Annotated in this window: 17 protein-coding genes; 6 read left to right on the top strand and 11 right to left on the bottom strand. The window is 70.5% G+C overall.

The window, feature by feature from the left end:
• The first annotated feature begins 144 nt into the window (after window positions 1–144).
• The 3 genes from ABD951_RS16710 to ABD951_RS16700 all read left to right on the top strand — a co-directional run bounded on the left by ABD951_RS16710 (window position 145) and on the right by ABD951_RS16700 (window position 3887).
• Window positions 145–696 (top strand): hypothetical protein, encoded by a 552-nt coding sequence (locus ABD951_RS16710; protein WP_345347148.1) that lies wholly within the window; start codon window positions 145–147, stop codon window positions 694–696.
• A 186-nt stretch (window positions 697–882) separates the two neighbouring features.
• Window positions 883–2463 carry an ABC-F family ATP-binding cassette domain-containing protein gene (locus ABD951_RS16705; RefSeq protein WP_345347145.1) on the top strand — a complete coding sequence of 527 codons (1581 nt, stop codon included), beginning with the start codon at window positions 883–885 and terminating at the stop codon, window positions 2461–2463.
• A gap of 11 nt (window positions 2464–2474) precedes the next feature.
• Window positions 2475–3887: an amidase gene (locus ABD951_RS16700; RefSeq protein WP_345347142.1), complete on the top strand. Its 1413-nt coding sequence runs from the start codon at window positions 2475–2477 to the stop codon at window positions 3885–3887.
• Window positions 3888–3924: 37 nt separating this feature from the next.
• On the opposite strand, the gene ABD951_RS16695 is transcribed toward ABD951_RS16700, so the two are convergent.
• The 8 genes from ABD951_RS16695 to ABD951_RS16660 form a co-directional block, all read right to left on the bottom strand.
• Window positions 3925–4248 carry a hypothetical protein gene (locus tag ABD951_RS16695; RefSeq protein ID WP_345347139.1) on the bottom strand — a complete coding sequence of 108 codons (324 nt, stop codon included), beginning with the start codon at window positions 4246–4248 and terminating at the stop codon, window positions 3925–3927.
• Window positions 4249–4345: 97 nt separating this feature from the next.
• Window positions 4346–5251, bottom strand: coding sequence for an IclR family transcriptional regulator (locus ABD951_RS16690; protein ID WP_345347136.1), 906 nt, complete (start codon window positions 5249–5251; stop codon window positions 4346–4348).
• An 18-nt stretch (window positions 5252–5269) separates the two neighbouring features.
• Window positions 5270–6145, bottom strand: a complete 876-nt coding sequence (locus ABD951_RS16685) for a dihydrodipicolinate synthase family protein (protein WP_345347133.1) — start codon at window positions 6143–6145, stop codon at window positions 5270–5272.
• Entirely contained in the window at window positions 6142–6990 is an 849-nt protein-coding gene (locus tag ABD951_RS16680; protein WP_345347130.1) for an NAD(P)-dependent oxidoreductase, read from the bottom strand. Before ABD951_RS16680 ends, ABD951_RS16685 begins: the two co-directional genes overlap by 4 nt.
• Before the next feature lie 43 nt (window positions 6991–7033).
• Complete coding sequence (locus ABD951_RS16675; RefSeq protein WP_345347127.1) at window positions 7034–8434, bottom strand: amidase; 1401 nt, start codon at window positions 8432–8434, stop codon at window positions 7034–7036.
• Window positions 8434–9528, bottom strand: a complete 1095-nt coding sequence (locus ABD951_RS16670; RefSeq protein ID WP_345347124.1) for an LLM class flavin-dependent oxidoreductase — start codon at window positions 9526–9528, stop codon at window positions 8434–8436. The genes ABD951_RS16675 and ABD951_RS16670 overlap by 1 nt, the downstream gene beginning before the upstream one ends.
• Before the next feature lie 369 nt (window positions 9529–9897).
• Window positions 9898–10185, bottom strand: a complete 288-nt coding sequence (locus ABD951_RS16665; RefSeq protein ID WP_345347121.1) for a DUF3263 domain-containing protein — start codon at window positions 10183–10185, stop codon at window positions 9898–9900.
• Window positions 10186–10233: 48 nt separating this feature from the next.
• Window positions 10234–10773, bottom strand: coding sequence for a flavin reductase family protein (locus ABD951_RS16660; RefSeq protein WP_345347118.1), 540 nt, complete (start codon window positions 10771–10773; stop codon window positions 10234–10236).
• A gap of 188 nt (window positions 10774–10961) precedes the next feature.
• On the opposite strand from ABD951_RS16660, the gene ABD951_RS16655 reads away from it, so the two are divergent.
• Together ABD951_RS16655 and ABD951_RS16650 are read left to right on the top strand one after the other, a co-directional pair.
• Window positions 10962–11426 (top strand): hypothetical protein, encoded by a 465-nt coding sequence (locus ABD951_RS16655; RefSeq protein ID WP_345347115.1) that lies wholly within the window; start codon window positions 10962–10964, stop codon window positions 11424–11426.
• Between the two features lie 52 nt (window positions 11427–11478).
• A complete protein-coding gene (locus tag ABD951_RS16650; protein WP_345347112.1) occupies window positions 11479–12867 on the top strand; it encodes an L-serine ammonia-lyase in 1389 nt (462 codons plus the stop codon).
• A gap of 129 nt (window positions 12868–12996) precedes the next feature.
• Here the strand turns inward: ABD951_RS16650 and ABD951_RS16645 are convergent, their stop codons facing one another.
• Window positions 12997–14361, bottom strand: coding sequence for an MFS transporter (locus ABD951_RS16645; protein WP_345347109.1), 1365 nt, complete (start codon window positions 14359–14361; stop codon window positions 12997–12999).
• Window positions 14362–14600: 239 nt separating this feature from the next.
• On the opposite strand from ABD951_RS16645, the gene ABD951_RS16640 reads away from it, so the two are divergent.
• On the top strand, window positions 14601–15257 hold the full coding sequence (locus tag ABD951_RS16640; RefSeq protein ID WP_345347106.1) for a M50 family metallopeptidase: 657 nt from the start codon (window positions 14601–14603) through the stop codon (window positions 15255–15257).
• Between the two features lie 116 nt (window positions 15258–15373).
• Here ABD951_RS16640 and ABD951_RS16635 read toward each other — a convergent pair whose 3' ends face one another.
• Window positions 15374–16906 carry an HNH endonuclease signature motif containing protein gene (locus tag ABD951_RS16635; RefSeq protein ID WP_345347103.1) on the bottom strand — a complete coding sequence of 511 codons (1533 nt, stop codon included), beginning with the start codon at window positions 16904–16906 and terminating at the stop codon, window positions 15374–15376.
• A 495-nt stretch (window positions 16907–17401) separates the two neighbouring features.
• Window positions 17402–18223: a protein phosphatase 2C domain-containing protein gene (locus ABD951_RS16630; RefSeq protein ID WP_345347099.1), complete on the bottom strand. Its 822-nt coding sequence runs from the start codon at window positions 18221–18223 to the stop codon at window positions 17402–17404.
• Between the last annotated feature and the right edge of the window lie 118 nt (window positions 18224–18341).

Genomic DNA, 18341 nt, shown 5'->3' with positions numbered 1-18341 from the left:
TTCCCCGACCCTAGGCGGCTCCGCCGCCCTGATGCGGGCACGGCCGGTCCGGCGCCCCGGACGGGCCTCCGCACGGTGGCGCTCGGAGGGAAGGAGGCGTAGAACTGTAATCAAGTAATCATTGCAAGATCCGAGGTGAGAGCAATGGGATACTCATCGCACGCGCGTCGATTCGGCCGCAGCGGCGGCTGGCAGCAGGCCCAGGCCCCCGACACGCGCGACGTCGCCGAGTGGTTCTCCGGTCGGCTGCCGGACGACTGGTTCACCGGACCCCCGACGATCGAGGTGGACCGCGAGGAGATCGTGGTGGTCGGCGAACTCCCGCCGCCCGAGGACACCAGTTCGGCCGCCGTCGACGGTCGCGTGTCCCGATTCCGCGAGTCCACCCGGTCGCAGCGCATGCAGATCGCCGACGAGGCCGAGGCCCGGTACGGCCGCAAGGTGGCGTGGGGCGTGACGGTCGGCGACCACCGCGAACTGTTCACGCACCTGGCGGTTCCGGTGATGACGCGGCTGCGGCAACCCGAACGCAAGGTGCTCGACACGCTCGTCGACGCCGGGGTCGCCCGGTCGCGCGCCGACGCGCTCGCGTGGACGGTGCGCCTGGCCGGCCAGCACGCCGACGAGTGGCTCGCCGAACTGCGCGAGGCGATGCGCAAGGTCGACGACCTGCGTGCCGAGGGGCCACAGCTGTAGCCGGTCCCCGCCGGATTCCCGCTGCGCAGTGACCCCGGACAAATTCCCTTGCCTGCGCACCGGGACGGCCCTTAGCCTGGTGGACGTCTTGTTGTCGACGATCGGACGAACATTGCTCATTCGGAGGTAGTGACCGCGCGCCGCGTGTCTCGCGTGCGCACCGCACCCACCCTTCGAAGGAGACCCATGTCCTCTCTCGTCCTGTCCGACCTCTCGTTCTCCTGGCCCGACGGCGACCCGGTGTTCGTCGGCGTCGACGCCGTGTTCCCGCCCGGACGCACCGGTCTGGTCGGGCGCAACGGCGCCGGCAAGTCGACGCTGCTGCGGCTGATCGCCGGACGCCTCGGCCCCGACCGCGGTTCGGTGACCGTCGGCGGGACGCTGGCGTACCTGCGCCAGGACCTCACGCTCGACCCGGGCCGCACCGTCGATGCCGTGCTCGGCATCGACGCACAGCGAAAGGCTCTGCACCGCATCGAATCCGGCGAGGGCACCGAGGAGGATTACACCACCGTCGGCACCCACTGGGACGTCGAGGAGCGTGCCGTCGCGACCCTGGACCGGCTCGGCCTGGCGCACGTCGCCGCCGATGCCGCCGGCCTGGGCCGTACCGTCGGCACGCTGTCGGGCGGGGAGACGATGCTGCTCGGGCTGACCGCCGCACTGCTCACCGACCCCGACGTGCTGCTCCTCGACGAGCCGACCAACAACCTCGACCTGCACGCGAAGTCACGGCTGTACGCGGCCGTCGACCAGTTTCCCGGCATCGTGGTGGTGGTCAGCCACGACCGTGCCCTGCTCGACCGGATGGAGACGATCGCCGAGCTCCGAGAGGGCGAACTGCGCTTCTTCGGAGGCGATTTCACGCACTACGAGCAGGCTGTCGCCGCGGAGCAGGACGCGGCGCTGGCCGCGGTTCGCGACGCCCGCGCCGACGTCCGCAGGCAGGGCCGCGAACTCGTCGACGCGCAAACGAAGATCGACCGCCGGCAGCGCTACGGCAAGAAGATGGAATCGAGTCTGCCGCGCATCCTGGCGGGTGAACGCAAACGGCAGGCCCAGGCGTCGGCGGGCAAACTGCGCGCCACCCACCAGGACCGGCTCGACGACGCCCGCCGCGTCCTGACCGAGGCGCAGGACGCGGTCCGCGACGACAAGGAGATCCGGATCGACCTGCCCGACAGCGTGGTCCACGCCGGGCAGCGGGTACTCGACCTCGACACGACGCTGCCCACCGGCCAGCCCGTGCGGCTGGCCGTCACCGGCCCGGAACGCATCGCGCTGGTCGGCCGCAACGGAATCGGGAAGACGACGCTGATGCGCGCCGTCTGCGCGGCGCCGCCGGCGGTGCCGTGGCGGGTGCTGCCGCAACGTCTCGACCTCTTCGACGAGGCCCGCACGCTCGCGCAGAACGTCGCGGACGCGGCGCCGCACGCGACCGACGAGCAGATCCGGGGTCGGCTGGCGCGCTTCCTGTTCCGCGGCCGCGACGCGGACGTGCCTGCGGCGGCGTTGTCCGGCGGCGAGCGGCTGCGGGCGGCGCTCGCGATGATCCTGCTCGCGGAGCCGGCGCCGCGCCTGCTGCTGCTCGACGAGCCGACGAACAATCTGGACCTGCCGAGCCTGCGGCACCTGACGGAGGCGCTGACGCAGTTCCGGGGCGCGCTGCTCGTCGTCAGCCACGATGTGCCGTTCCTGCGCGACCTCGGCATCACCCGCTGGCTGGAGTTGACGGAGTCAGGTGTCGACGAGGTCGACCCGATCTAGAGTCGGACGGTATGACCACCAGCGCCACCACCGTCCACGCGTTCCGTGACGACGCGCTCGGCGACCTGGACGCCACCGGCGTCGCGGCCCGCATCGCGTCCGGCGAGATCACCACACGGGAGGCGGTCGCGGCCGCGATCGACCGCGCCGAGGCCGTCTCCGAACTCGCCGCGGTCGAAACCGCCGACTTCGAACGGGCGCTCGACGCGGCGGACGCACCCCGGGGCGGGCCGTTCGCCGGGGTGCCGACCTTCGTCAAGGACAACGTCGACGTCGCCGGGCTGCCGACGGGCCAGGGCAGCGCCGCGTTCACGCCGCGGCCGGCCCGGTCGGACAGCCCGGCGGTGACGCAGCTGGTGTCGGCCGGCCTGGTCTCCCTCGGCAAGTCCCGGCTGCCGGAGTTCGGGTTCAGCCCGACCACCGAGTTCGCCGACGCGGAGCCGGTGCGCAACCCGTGGAATCCGCTGTACTCGTCGGGGGCGTCCTCGGGCGGTGCGGCGGCATTGGTGGCGTCGGGGGTGGTGCCGATCGCGCACGGCAACGACGGCGGCGGATCCATCCGGATTCCCTCCGCGGCGTGCGGCCTGGTCGGGCTCAAACCGACGCGGGGCCGGATGCTCGCCGATCCACAGGATCGGTCGATGCCGGTCCGCCTGGTCACCCAGGGCGTGCTGACCCGGACGGTCCGGGACGCCGCCGGCTACTATGCCGCCGCCGAAACCCACTACCGCAACCCGAAATTGCCGCCGATCCGGCTGGTGCGGGGCCCGAGCTCGACCCGGCTGCGGATCGGGGTGGTCGTCGACTCCGTGAACGGAACGGCCACCGACGACGAGACCCGGACCGCGGTGCGGGCGACGGCGGACCTGCTCTCCGACCTCGGCCACCACGTCGAGGAGGGGCCGTTGCCGGTGGGACCGGAGTTCGTCGAGGACTTCAGCATCTACTGGGGATTCCTGTCGTTCGCGCTCTGCGCGGGCGGAAAGAAGATGCTGGGCCCGGACTTCGACAAGGCCCGCACGGACAACCTGACGCGCGGGCTGGATGCCCTGTACCGCCGCAACGTCGCCAAGACCCCGCGGGTGCTGTACCGGCTGCAGCGCACCGCGCACCGGGCCGCGCAGCTGTTCGGGACCTACGACGTGATCCTCTCCCCGGTCCTCGGGCACACCACCCCGAAACTCGGGTTCCTGTCTCCCGCGCAATCTTTCGACGACCTGTTCGAGAAACTGATCACCTACACCGCATTCACCCCGCTGAACAACGCGGCGGGAACGCCGGCGATCTCGTTGCCGCTGCACACCACCGCGGCCGGTGTGCCACTGGGCGTGCACTTCTCGGCCGCGCACGGTGACGAGCGGACCCTGCTGGAGCTGGCGTTCGAGCTCGAGCAGGCACGCCCGTGGCGGCGCATTCAGGACTGACCGCCCGCCGCACCACCCAGGGGCGTCGGGTGCCGCCCTACGGGTTCGGGGCCGACGGCTCGACGTGGGCCCGAATCCAGCCGCGGTCGTCGACCCAGCCGTGGGACTCGGCGTACGCCACCATGCCGTGGAATCCGGACGTCCAGTCCGGGTCGACGCCCCGCTGCGCGTCGACGAGTGCCACCAGCCGGTCCGGGGCGACGTAGACGTGGCCCCCGTCCTCGGTGGCACCACCGATGCTCGCGGCGGCCGCGCTGAAGGTGGCGGCGGCGGTGCTGTCCTCGACGGCGACGGCGAAAGCCCGGAAGTCGTCCGGGTTCGAGACGCTGACGTCGCCGGACCTGCTCACGTTGATGATCACGAGGTGTTCCTTCCTCACGAGTGTGGTGCGGCCGAAGCCGCGTGCTGATACCGGTGCCCTCGTCGGTCGGTGGGACACCGGTGGTACGAAACGCGACTCACTGCGCGCTGGTGAACTCCGGGCGGTCGGGCCAGCCCTGGTAGGGCACCGCGCTCACCGCGACGTCGGCGCGCAGATCCGCGGTCAGGTGTTGGGTGAGTTCGGCGGCGGCGGCGAGGAGTACCCGGGCGACCGGTGTCACGTTCCCCTTGTCCGCGAGGTCCGCGTTCGCGGCACCCAGTGCCGCGATGACCTTGCGGCCCGTCGTCCAGACCGGGACGGCGACCACACCGGCGGTGTTGCCCGGGACCACGCCGTAGGAGAAGCCCTGCCCACGGTCCCGCGCGACGCGCCGGATCAGTTCCTCGACGCGTGGGTCGTCGTCGGTGTCGGTGCCGAGGATCTGCCGGATGGCGACGGGATCGCTGCCGTAGAGCAGTGCCCGACCGGTCTCGGTCGACTCGACCGGGTAGACCATGCCGATGCTGTCCACGATCGGCCGCACGTGCAGCGGCGCATCGGACCAGATCGTCACGGCCCCGGCGCCGTCGCGGACGACCAGGAACACCCGGCTCCCGGTCAGGCCCACCACCTTGCGCACCACGACGGACCCGACCCGCATCAGGTGCTGGTCCGCCGCGCGCATGCCGAGGCCGTACGCCGCCCACCCGAGTCGATAGGTTCGGGTCTCCTCGTCGCGCACGACCAGACCGGACTCGACGAGGACTTTCAGGGTCCGCGACACCTGCGACTTGTCGGCGCCGAGATGTTCGGCGATGCGGTTGTTTCCCCATCCGCGGGCGTCGGTCCCCCACGTCCACTGGCGCAGGACGGCGAGGATCTCGAGCCCGCGGCGCAGCGTGGTGAGCTCGCTGCTCCGCTGCCCGGACCGGGGTTGGGCGGCCGGGGTCCGGTCGTCCCCCGACCACGCACCGTTCGTCGTGCGTTCGGCCCGGTCGGTCATCGGTTCACCCGCCGCTCGTCATCGCCGGTACCTGTCCGTCACCGTCCGGACAAGTTCCCTCACCTCCGAGCGTAGCGAATCGGACGCCACCGCCTGGGGTCCGCGCACGCTCGTCGGCCAGGGCCGGACGGCGGCGATCATCTCCTTGGCCACCGAGGCCGACGTGCCGGGTTCCGCACCGAGCAGCCGAACGCTGTCGTGGACCAATCGGGCGAGGTCACCGGTGGTGTCGCCGCCGGCGAGGTGCTCGCGGCTGGCCTCGGGGCAGACGTTCGCCAGTGCCGAGGTCACCGCCGTCGCACCGGCGGCGACGTAGGGCGCGGCGGTGTGCTCGCCGACAGCCCAGAAGTCGACCCGGTCGCCCCACCGCAGCACCCGCTGCGCGAACTCGTCCGGGGACGACAGCTCGTCCTTGACGCCGCGGAAGCCGTCCACGGTGACGAGCGCGTCCAGGTAGGAGTCGTCGATCGCGAGGTGGCTGCTGCTGTAGACGACCGCGTCCAGCCCGGATGCCTCGGTGACGGCGCGGACGTGCTCCGCGTACGCCCGCGGCGAGGGGTGGACGTAGTAGGGCGGGTTCACCACGAGTCCGCGGCACCCGGCGTCCGACGCGGTCTCGGCGAGCCGGACCGCTTCCCTGGTCGCGAATCCGACCGCAGCCAGCACCCTGCCGTCCGTGCCGATGCCGTCGACCGACGCACGGATCAGCCGGTCGGCCTCGTCGTGGGACACGGCGTAGAACTCCCCCATGCCACCCAACAGTCCGACCGTGGTTCCGGTCGCGCCGTAGTGCCGCATCTGCAGCGCGACGGCGTCCTCGTCGATACCGGTTTCGCCGAACGGTGTCGGCATGAACGCGACGAGCTCCACCTCGCCGGTCGTCGACGCTCTCATGCCAGCACCCCCTGCCCGATCGCCTGCGTGGCGACGCCGCCGCCGCGGACCTCCATCGCCGTCCGCAACCAGCTGTCGACGGTGTCCAGCAGCGCCTCGGACACCGCCGCGTCGCGGGCGTACTCCCGGCACAGACCGATGTCCTTGACCATGTGCTTGGCCGCGAACCCGGCCGCGAGGTCGTCGGCGGCCATCAACGGCCACAGCGCGTCGGTGAGGAAGCCGCGGACCACACCTCCCGACAGCACCCCGTGCATCAGTTCGGGATCGATGCCGCTGCGCGTCGCCAGTGCGAACCCGAGCCCGAGCCCGCCGAGCATGCCGGCCAGGACGGACTGGTTGATCAGCTTCACCGCCTGCCCGGATCCGGGCTTCCCGCACTCGTGGACGGTGCCGAACGTCTCGAGCATCGGCCGCACCCGGTCGACGGCGTCCGGGTCGCCGCCCGCCATCACCGCCAGGGTCCCGGCGACCGCGCCCTGCGGTCCGCCGCTGACCGGGCAGTCGAGGGCGACCATCCCCCGGGCGGCCGCCGCTTCGGCGAGGTCGACCGCGGTTGCCGGTCCGATCGTCGACACGTCGACGAGAACCGAACCGGGACGCATCGCCTCGACCAGCCCACCCGGCCCGGTCCACACGGCACGGACCTCGTCCGGTCCGGGCAGGCAGGTCACGGCGACGTCGGCCTCGGCGAGCACCGCGGCCGGATCCCGATCGGTCCGGGGGTCGAGCGGGATCACCCTGTGTCCGGCGGCGGTCAGGCGGTCGGCCATGGGCCGGCCCATCGCGCCGAAACCCACCCACGCGACCGTGTCGCGACGGGGGTCGGCTTGCTTGTCAACCATTCTCGGTCCTTTCATCTGCTCAGAGTTCTGATGCGGGTTCGTGTCACCGGGCTCGGTTCGGCGGCGTCGACGTCAGCGGGGCCAGGATTCGTTCGAGACGCTGCGCGAAGTCCAGGCACGGCCCGTCCGCACGCCAGGGGGCCATGATCTGCAGTCCCACCGGCAGCCCGTCGACGAACCCACACGGAATCGACGCGGCCGGCCAGCCGGTCATGTTGGCCAGCAACACATCTGCCCAGCGCCCACCCGGCCCGTACTCGACCGGTGTCCCGTTGATCGCCGGCCGATCGTCGTCGCAGGCCCAGGCGACCCGCGGGAGGGTCGGTGTGAGCACGAAGTCGTAGCCGTCGAAGAACTCGGTCGCCTGCTGGTAGAGGGCCGAGCGCCGCTCCTGCACCGCGAAGAGCTCCGACGCGCCGACCTCGGCGCCGGCCTCGACCAGCGCCGCGTGGGACGGGGAGAACAGTTCCGGGGTACGCCGGTACACCTCGCCGAAGTGGTGGTGCTCGTGCGCACCGTGCCAGACGTTGGCCCACGCCACCGGGTCCGGCCACCGGACCGCGGGCGACTCGACGGCGATACCGGCGTCGGAGAGCAGATCACCCACGCGACGCAGCAGCGCGGACACGCCGCGGTCGACCTCTTGACCGAAAAGACTGTCCACCAACGTGATCCGACCACGCTGCGCGCGTGGCGGGGCCTGGTCCCACACCGGATCGGACGGCGAGATGGGGTCGCGGGGATCCCCGCCCGCGACCGCGTCCATGCAGGTGCGGATGTCCTCGACGCGGCGTGCCAGGAACCCGTGATGACCGCGTGCGGCCCACAGATCCACGGACGGAACTCGCGGCAGGCGACCGAAGGACGGCTTGAATCCGGCGACACCGCACAGCGCGGCAGGCATCCGCACCGAACCGGCCGCATCGGTGCCGTGCGCCACCGGGCTCACCCCGGTCGCGACCAGCACCGCCGCGCCCCCGCTCGAACCGCCCGGCGTCAACGACGGATCCCACGGATTCCGGGTCACCCCGGTGATCACGTTGTCGGTGACGTCCTTGTGCCCGAACGCCGGCGTGCTCGTCTTGCCGAAGATCACACAGCCGGCCGCCCGCAGCCGGGCGACGAGCGATCCGTCGGTGCGCTCGGCGCGGGAGTCGACGAAACCGGCACCGAACGTGGTCGGGAGGTCCGCGGTCGGTTCCAGGTCCTTCATCGCCATCGGCAGCCCGAACAGCGGAAGCTCGGACGCCCTGGCGGGAGTCAGCTCCCGGGCCCGGTCCACGGCGAGATCGAAGTCGACGCACATGAACGGGTTGAGCTCCGGTGGCAGACCCTCGACCGCCGAGGCGGTCGCGGTGACCGCCTCGACGGGCGAGATCTCCCCGGATCGCACTCGGTCGAGGATGCCTCCCAGCCCCGGTGAGTGCAGATCGGCGACGTTCATCAGGACACCGCGTTCACGACGGACCGGCGTCCGGCGCGAGCCGCCAGCTCCTGACGCACGGCGGGCACGACCTCGGTGCCGACGAGTCGGATGCACTCGACGATCTCGTCGTGCGTGGCGTAGTCGACGTGGAACACCATCTCGTCGATGCCGTACTCCGCGAGCCGCAGGATCTTCTCGATCGCGTAGTCGGGGGTACCGACGCACAGCGGCGTGAGCTCGAGCAGACCGTCGAAGTTGTCGTAGAACTTGCCGGTGGTGTCCATGCCTTTCGTTGTGCCGTAGGTGAGTTCGTGGTTGCGGAGGTCCTGCTTCATCGCACGATTGGTGTACTCGACGATCCCGAATTCCACCTGATCCCGCGCCGCGCGCGTCGTGGCGGCGACGTGCAGCGGGACGTACATCGTCACGTCGGCGTTCGGGGTCGCGCCGGCGATGGTGGTGCCGGTCTCCCAGCTCTCCCGGTACGCGCGCAGCCGGTCCTCTACCTGGGTCCACTCGAGGTTGTTGGTCGCTCCCATCAGCCCGAGCCGGTTGCTGCCTGCGAGCGCGCAGGCGCCGACACTGACCGCGGCCATGGACAGCGGCGGATGCGGGCTCTGCACCGGGTGCGGGGTGACGCGCACCTCGTCGAAGTTCCAGAATTCGCCGTGGTGGTCGAACTCGTCACCGGTCCACGCCTTGACGATGATCTCCAGTGCCTCCAACGTCCGGGCGTTGGTCTCGGTGATCGGCACCTCGAAGGCGTTGGCGGTCTTGGGGGTGTTGCCGCGACCGACCGCGAAGTCGACGCGCCCGCCGGACAGGGTGTCCAGGGTCGCCCAGTTCTCGGCGACGGCGAGCGGGTGGTGCAGAGCCGGAATCACCGCGCCCGGCTTGATCCGGATGCGTTCGGTCGTCGCCGCGACCCAGGACAACACCACGTCGATGGCGCTGGTCGTGTTGGTCGGGAACTTGAAGTGCTGCTCGGCGACGCCGAACGAGTCGAGCCCGTAGCGTTCCGTCGCTTGGCCTTCGAGCACCACCTGCTTGATGCGCGTCAACTCGTCCGCGTCCTTGCGGACGTAGCCCTGCGTCACAATTCCGAATTTCATGGAACCGGGTCCTTTCGTGTTTCTCGTCCGGGCGCTTTCTGAGCGTCGACGCTAGGAATCGATCCGGTGCCGGTCCAGCGGTGTGGACACCACTACAACTGGGCAGATCAGGCACGCACGGCCACGGTGCGGTCGACCGTCCCGGCGCCGGCCGGCCAGGGACCGCCGGACGCCGAAGCTCGTTGTGCACACGAGGATCCGACGCCGCGTCGACGGTCGTCGGCGCGCGGGGTCGCCGCATCGGCGAGGGTCCGCCCTCGGCCGCACCCGACGACGGACGCGCGAACTCGACGGTGCGGGCGGGGGCCGTCGGCACCGTTCGGGACGGCATGGACGGTCGGGGTGGTTGCGGCGTCCGCGGGTGGCGCGTCAGGTGCCGGACGTCCCCGGCGCGGGTGTGGGTCGCCTCCGCGCACCGGCGAGTCCCGCCCGGTCGGACTGCCGGTGTTCCTGGAGCTTGGCGACGCAGAAGGACGTGAGGGCCTTGCGTTCACCGTCGTCGAGCGGAAGGTTCTTCCAGTGCTCGAGAATCGTGAGGATGCGGCCGTAGAACGTGGGTACGGTGACGCCGAATTCGGGCATGATCTGCTCGTCGCAGCCACCGTACGGATGCCACATCTGCACGAAACGCACCATGGCTCGGGTGTGGGTGTCCACGTGTCCTCCGTCCTCCGGTCGTGGGAATCGGCTACCTCGACGGCCGGGTCACGGCGAGACGCTCTCCGCGATCGATCCGAATCCGCTGTTGTGGAAGATGATCGGCGAGGCGGCGCCCCGCGCGCCCGCGAGGACCCGCAGGAGGACGATGCGGTGGTCGCCGCCGGCCAGCTCCGCCTCGAGCACACACTCCAGGTGCGCGGACGCACCGGTGACGAACACTCCACCGCCGTCGTGCGCCTGCCAGTCGAGATCGGCGAACCGGTCGCCCTCGCGCGCCGCCAGCGCGGTGCAGGCGTCGCGTTGATCCCCCGCGAGGACGGACACGCCGATGCGGTCCGCCGCGCGGACCCGGGGCCACGTCCGGGAGTCGTTCTGCACGCAGAAGGACACCAGCGGTGGGTCGAGGGAGACCGGGACGAGCGAACTCGCCGCCATGCCGTCCGGCCTGCCGTCGACGAGCGCACAGACGGCGGCGACTCCGGACGGCACGCTCGCGTAGAGCCCCCGGAGCCCGTCCGGGCGAACGGGTTCGAGGGGCAGCGCGGGCGGGTGGGGATCGAACTTCGTCGTGGTGGCGATCGTCATGACACTGTCCCTTCGAGAGCGCTGAGGCGACGGCGGTCGGGATTCCGAGTCGGGTCCTGTTGCGGACGACGGTAGGGCCGCACCCCGCGCGCGCCGACCGTGGTGGCCGCATGTGCAACGATCGTGTCGAACTTCCGCCCGGCATCGGACCATGGCATGACCACGACACCGGACTGGAGGCCATCCTGATGACTACCGACACCCGAGTTCGCCCCCGAGACCTGTTGCGGTTGTTCGTCGACCGGCCCCTGCCGGCTCCGTCCGCGCCCGAATGGCACGAGCTGACCCGCAGCGACCGCGTCCCGGTTCGGATCAGCGCCGCGGACCTGGGCCACGCCCAGTCGATCAGGGAGTCCTATCGCGGCGACCTCGAGCGCAGCGGCAAGGAGCCGGACAGCATCTCGGTCATCGTCGACATCGCGGTGCTCGTCGAACCTCGGGCACGAGACGCCCGCCGCGCATTCGACGCGCTGGGCTCCCACGAGCGGGCGATCGCCCCGGGTTCACTGAGCTACGTCGGGACGGAGTCCGGGCTGCGGGGGCTCCTCGACGACATCCAGGCGGCGGGGGTCGCCGACGGCGTCACGATCACACCGCTGGCCGGGCACAACGACGTCGACGCACTGGTCGACCTCATCCGTGCTCGGCAGTGACCGCCGTCCCCGCGACCTCGACACCACTCACGGGAAGTGAGACCACCAGCGCATGACGATCAGCGTGTTCGACCTGTACTCGGTGGGCATCGGGCCGTCGAGTTCACACACGGTCGGCCCCATGCGGGCGGCCGCGCTGTTCACCGGGCACCTCGCCACCGCTGGTGTGCTGCAACGGGTGTGCGACATTCGGGTGGACCTGTACGGCTCGCTCGCCGCGACCGGCGCCGGACACGGCACGATGTCGGCGATTCTGCTCGGTCTCGAGGGACTGCGTCCCGAGACCGTCGAAACCGAGGAGATGGAGACGCGACTCGCGTCGGCACGGTCGAGCGGACGGATCCGCCTCGCGGGGGTGGTCGAGGTTCCCCTCACCGAGGACGGGATGCTGCTGCATCCGGCAACCGTCCTGGACGTCCACCCGAACGCGATGACGCTGACCGCGCTCGCGGCCGACGGCTCGGAACTGTCTGCCCGGACGTACTACTCGATCGGGGGCGGATTCGTCGTCACCGCATCGGATGCGGCGTCGGCCGCCGCACCGCGGGACGCGGGCGGCCCGCTGTCGTTCGGCTCCGCCGCCGAACTGCACACGTTGACCGTGCGTCACGGGCTGTCGATCAGCGAGGTGATGACGCGGTACGAGCTCGGGTCCCGATCCGAACGCGAACTCCGCGAACACCTGCTCCACATTCGAGACGTCATGGTGGCGTGCCAGGAGCACGGCGTGTCCCGCAACGGGTACCTGCCCGGGGGCCTGCGGGTCCGGCGGCGGGCCAAGGGATGGTACGAGCGGCTACGGGTCGAGGATCCCGACCGGGACCCGGCCTTCGCAGAGGACTGGGTCAATCTCGTCGCGCTCGCGGTGAACGAGGAGAACGCGTCCGGCGGGCGGGTGGTGACCGCCCCGACCAACGGTGCGGCCGGCATCATCCCCGCCGTCCTCCACTACGCCGTCCACTACACCCCCGCGGGCCGCGCCGACGCCGACGCCACCACCATCCGGTTCCTGCTCGCGGCCGGGGCCATCGGCTCGCTCTGCAAGGAGAGGGCGTCGATCTCGGGAGCCGAGGTCGGCTGCCAGGGCGAGGTCGGCTCGGCCGCGTCGATGGCCGCGGCGGGCCTCGCCGAGGTGCTCGGCGGGTCCCCCGCCCAGGTCGCGAACGCGGCCGAGATCGCGATGGAGCACAGCCTCGGCCTCACCTGCGACCCGATCGGCGGGCTGGTGCAGATTCCCTGCATCGAGCGCAACGCGATCTCCGCCGGCAAGGCGATCAACGCCGCCCGAATGGCGTTGCGCGGCGACGGCACTCACCGGGTGAGCCTCGACCAGGTCCTCGAGACCATGCGGGCGACCGGAGCCGACATGAGCACGAAGTACAAGGAGACCTCGACGGGCGGCCTCGCGGTCACCGTGTCCGTCGGCCACGTCGAGTGCTGATCCAGCGATGCCCCCATATCGGGACGGCGGAGGGCGGGTACGTCCCGAGTCGCCGGTGGTCGTTCCACCGGTCTCGGCGCGCACCCGCCCTCGTCGTTGCCGGGCGTCAGAAGTCGGCGAGCACTCTCGTCAGGACGTCATCGCGTTGGAGACCGCGCCCGCCGGTTCCACCTCGGATTCGTCCGAACGGTTCATCAGTCCGACGATGCACAGCGCCGAAACAACCAACAGTGCAACCAGATAGGCGACGACGGACCAGACGGATCCGGTTCGCTCGAGCAGCCAGAGCGCGATGATCGGAGGAAGCGCGCCACCGAAGATCGTGCCGAGCTGGTATCCGAGCGACACACCGGTGTACCGGACATCCGGTGCGAACATGTCGGTGAACACCACGGCCAGCGGCGCATTCACGATCGCCTGCACGACAGCCATGACCAGGTACACGACGACGACGAGACCGAAGTTCCCCGAACTCATCACCGCCATCACGATCGGCGTCATCACGCCCATCGCGACGATGCCGTAGAAGCCCATGCGCGCGGCACCGAACCGGTCGACGTGGTGTCCGCTCCAGACCGTGCCGGCGAACATCGTGATGCCGTACAGGACGACGACCGCGGACATCTGCATCGCCGTCAATCCGCCGTTCTGCACCGCGTACTTCTGGCCGAAGATGATGACGGCGTAGAACGCCGCGCCCGGGCCCATGTAGATGCACGCGATGCGCAGCATGCGCAGCGGGAACCTCCGCAGCACCGTCCGCACGGGCGACGAGCTGACCTCGCCGCGGTCGGCGAGCTTCGTGAACTCCTCGGTCTCGGTGACACCGAGCCGGATCACCAGGCCGAGCACCGCGATCACACCGCCCGCGAGGAACGGAATTCGCCAGCCCCACTCCATGAATGCGGCCTTGTCGATCCGGGTGAGGATCAGGATGGCGGCATTCGAGAGAACCAGTCCGGCCGGCGAGGCCGCCATCACGAGGCTGCCGTAGAACCCGCGTCGGGACTCCGCCCTCGTCGCGGTGTGTTTGGCGTTCTCGACGGCCATCAGGGTGGCGCCGCCCCATTCCCCGCCTGTGGACAGCCCCTGCAGCAGGCGCAGGAGGACCAGGAGGAAGGGCGCCCAGAGCCCGACCTTCTGATCCGTCGGGAGCAGCCCGATCAGGGCCGTCGACACGCCCATCAGGACCATGGTGGTGACCAGCACCTCCCTGCGGCCACGTCGATCGCCCAGTGCGCCGAAGAGTGCAGCCCCGATCGGCCGCACCACGAATGCGGCACCGAACGTCGACACCGACAGGAGGGTTGCGACGTATCCGCTCTGTTGCGAGAAGAAGAGATGAGGAAACACGATGACGGCCATCGAGCCGTAGAGGAAGAAGTCGTACCACTCCAACGTGGTGCCGAGCGAACTTCCCCATAGCGCGCGTCGTCGATTGACGGCGCCGGCATCGTCTGCGTGACGGTACTGCTCTGTGGGTTGGTTGTTCATGTTACTCCGATTCCGGTACTCGGAAACTCTCATGCGTAGGCAAGTGTGTGGCATGCGCCACACCGCACACAGCCGAGTTGCGGTATTCGCATCTGACCCCCCGGGGCGACCCGGGGTCGCCACACGGAGAGCGGAAAACGGTTGCGGTGCAACCACGTCCGCATGATCACTCCGGGCCGGATGGGACGTACCGGCGCCCCACCGGGTGTCGCGGCGACCGCGGTTGCGAGCATGGTCGGGTGAACTCGGACTGGACCGACCGGTCGGCGTACCTTCCGCTCGCGCTCGCCGCAGCGCTCGTGCTGTGGCGCCCGCTGTGGAACCCGACCCGGCACGTCGTGACGTTGGCGCACGAGGCCGGGCACGCGCTGGCGGCGGTCGCCACAGGGCGGCGCCTGACCGGTATCCGCCTGCACTCCGACACATCCGGGCTGACCCTGTCCCGGGGCAGGGCGCGCGGGCCCGGGATGATCGTGACGGCGGCGGCCGGATTTCTCGCGCCTGCCCTACTGGGCCTCCTCGGCGCCGCACTGATCTCGGTGGGCCGGCTGCCGGTCCTGTTGTGGGGTGCGGTGGCGCTGATCGTCGTGATGGTCCCGTTCATCCGCAACGCCTTCGGGTTCGTCGTCCTCCTCGTCGTCGGTGTCGCGGTCGGCGCCGTCGCGTACTACGGATCACTCACACTGCAGCTGCATTTCGGCTACACCGCGATCTGGGTGCTGCTCGCGGGGAACCTGCGCACCGTCACGGAGTCGGCCCGAAGCCGCTCGGGCCGTTCGGATCTCGACCAGCTCCGCGCACTCAGCCATCTGCCGCGCACCCTGTGGACACTGCTGTTCATCGCCGTCACGGTCGGCACCGGGGTCCTGGCGTGGCGAGCGCAGTACGCGGCCTAGGCACCCACGGCGTCGTTGATCGACCGGATGCCCCCACGACCGGCGTCATTGCGCCGCCGTCCCCGAGAACCGACCTTGTCAACGCTGTCGCGGTTCACTGCCTTTCGCTGCTCCGGTCAGGGACCCTCATCGTCGCCTTCGCCTGCCGCGTCAGCATGCCTGCGGTTGTCTCGTTCATACTGCTCTTGCCACCGGCGCAGCTCGGCGTCCTGACGGGCCCGGTAACGGGCAAGCGCCCCCGCAACGAGATCGCCAAGATGATGACGGTGGTTCACGCGTGGCTTCCGCTCCGGATCGATGTGCGGCGGCGCAGTCCACTCGGTGCGGCCCGGATGCTCCGAATCGTGCGGTGCCACCTCGGTCTTCCAGCCACCGGGTCCGTCGTGGACGAGCGCGTGGCAACAGTCGCAGACGAGGTCCTCGTTGGTGATGTCGGTGCGACCGCCGTCCTTCCATTCCCTGAGGTGATGCACGGCGGTCAGCGTCCCGGGCGCGTCACAACCCGGGCGGGTACACCCTCGCGACGAGGCGATCAGCGCGAGCCGCTGATCGGCGGACGCGAGGCGTCTGTTGCGGCCGAGGTGCAGGGGCCGGCCGTTGTGGTCGAACACCACGAGGGCGGGGTGGGCGCGCTCGGCCATCCGGAGAGCGTCCTTGATCGGGACGATGCCACCGGACGCAGTGGTCACGACACCGGCGGCATCCTCGAGCTGCTTCAGGGTCATCGTGATGATCACTGTGACCGGCAGCCCCCGGTGACTGCCCAGCACACCGGACGAGAGCAGCTGCCGCAGGGCTACTTTCACGGCGTCATGGTTGCGCTGGGCGGGGGTGCGGGTGTCGCGGGCGGCGGCCATAGCGAGTGCCGCGCGATCGAGGGTCGGGGAGTCGACGTCGCCGGACGGGGAGTCGGGGTCGTCGGGGTTGTTCATGCCGGGCCGGGCGAGCTTCGCCAGCACCGGGTCGAGGAGGGCCCGCAGCTCCGGGTCGAGCATCCCCGAGATCGGGGTGAGGAGGTCCGCGCCCTGCTGACCGATCCGGATGCCGCGACGGCGCTTACGTTCCTTCTCGTCCGGCGCGTCCCCGTCGGGATTCAGGTGAGCGAGCAGGTGCACACCGATCCTGGTGACGTCCTCCGGCGTCGTTGAGCGGGCGGCGTCGGCGAGGATGTGTTCGGCAACGGCAAGCTCGTCGGCCCCGGTGCCGTGAGGGATCCTGCGCATGGTCTTCGCGATGGCGGCGACGTGGTCCGGCGCGACCGCACCCTCCCGCACCGCGGCCGCGGTCGCCGACAACACCGGATCCATCTCCTCGCCGCCGACGGTGTGCCAGGTGCCGACCTTGGTGGCGCCCTTGACCCGCTTCGCGGCATCGGCGGCAGACACACGCAGCGTGGAAGTGAGGAAGTCGTTGATCGACCGGCACGCCAGGTTCCCCGGAATGGACCGTTCAACGGCCTCGACGATCAGGCGGTGCCCCACCGCCGACGCCTTCCGCAGCGACGCCTCCATCCGCTGCAGGGTCTCGACCACGTCGGTCTCGGACAGCCCCGCCAGCGACTCCGTCAGCAGGCCCTCGACGGCGGCATCGAGGGCAGCGAGGTGGCGTTCCACCTCGCCGCACCCTCCCGCACCACGAATCGAAAACATGTTCGAACTGTAGTCCCGGTCACCGACAGGAAGTGGCGATTGCTCCGAACCCACCACCATCAAGCCCGTTCGATTCCAGGCAGGTGTGCCGTCCCCGGCGCCCTCAGCTGTGTGATGCATGCGCTCGTCCTCGTACTCGCGATTCGTGGCAGCACCACCCCGAGAAGCGGGGTCCCTCATGGCAATCGTCACTGCAGCCCTTGTGATTCCCGCGGTACTCATCGCGGTTCGACTAGGCGAAACGCCCGATTCGCGCCCCGGCCACACAGCGAGGTACAAGTCCACCGCAGCATCGAACGGACAGATGAATGCACTCGACGAGACCGCGGACCAGCACTCCGAACACGGCTCGGTTACGACGAGGCTGAAACGAATTCACGACTGGGCGGACGAAGCGACCGGCATGTCAGCGACGGACGGATCCGACCCGAAAGACCACACCGACGCTCACCCCACCTCGACCTGTCCGAAGAGGCGACGAGGGTTCCGGCAGTGTCAGCGCGGCGTCCACATCGCGACCGCGGTGCGGTCGGCGGTGTGTCCGTCCCGGCCGAACGCGATGCGGTCGGCGAGGTCGGTGAGCCGGGGCGGGTTGCTCCAGCCGGTCGCGAACGCCGCGGCGAATGCGCTGCCGCCGTCCTCGAACGCGTCGGCGACGCCGTCGGTGCACACCAGCAGCATCTGCTCGGGACCGAGCTCGTAGCTGGCGCCGGTGACAACGGCGTCGTCGGGCAGGGGTAGCGCCAGTGCGCGCGACGTCTCGATCTCCCGGCGAGTGAGCCTCCCACCGGACATCAGCAGCCACGGCTCGAAGTCCAGTCCGCCGACGCGGGTTCGGCGCCACCACGCGCTGCTGTCGCCGACGGTCGCAGTGTGCGCCAGCCACGGTCCCGGACTGTCGACGCCCTCGACGACGACCGCGGTGACGGTCGTGGCCATCAGGTCGGCGACGGCGTCGAGGCTGGGTGCGCGATCCCCGAGGATGTCGCCGGCGGTCCGGGTCACGGCGAGCGACGCGACCCGCAGGTGCGGCGTCCAGTCGCCGGAGACCTCGAGGTCCGCGGTGAGCAGGTGGTCGGCGAGCGCGGTACCCGCCGCCGCGGCGGCCAGGTGCGAGTACTCCATCGCACCGAGACCGTCGCAGACCACGACGGCGATCCGGTCCCGGCCGCGCCGCACCGCGTATGCGTCCTGCCGAGGGGTCCCGCTGTCGCGGTTCGTGACTCCCTGCGTCGAGGCCGCCAACACCCGCCACCCGTGCGCGTCGAGTGCGTCGTGGACGGTTTCGGGCACGACGCCGCCGGAGCCACCGGTCATCGCCACGACCTCGTCCGATCCGACGCCGGGCCGTGTCGTTCGGCCACCTGGCCCGGCTCCCCGGTCGGCTGCGCGGCAGCCCGCAATGCCGGCACCTCGGTGCGGCGTCCTCTCCCGA

Origin of the sequence: Rhodococcus olei, assembly GCF_039540555.1 — a bacterium.
Taxonomy (GTDB): Bacteria; Actinomycetota; Actinomycetes; order Mycobacteriales; family Mycobacteriaceae; genus Rhodococcus_G; species Rhodococcus_G olei.
Note: the sequence above shows the minus strand (reverse complement) of the source record. Positions and strands in the feature narration are given on the sequence as shown.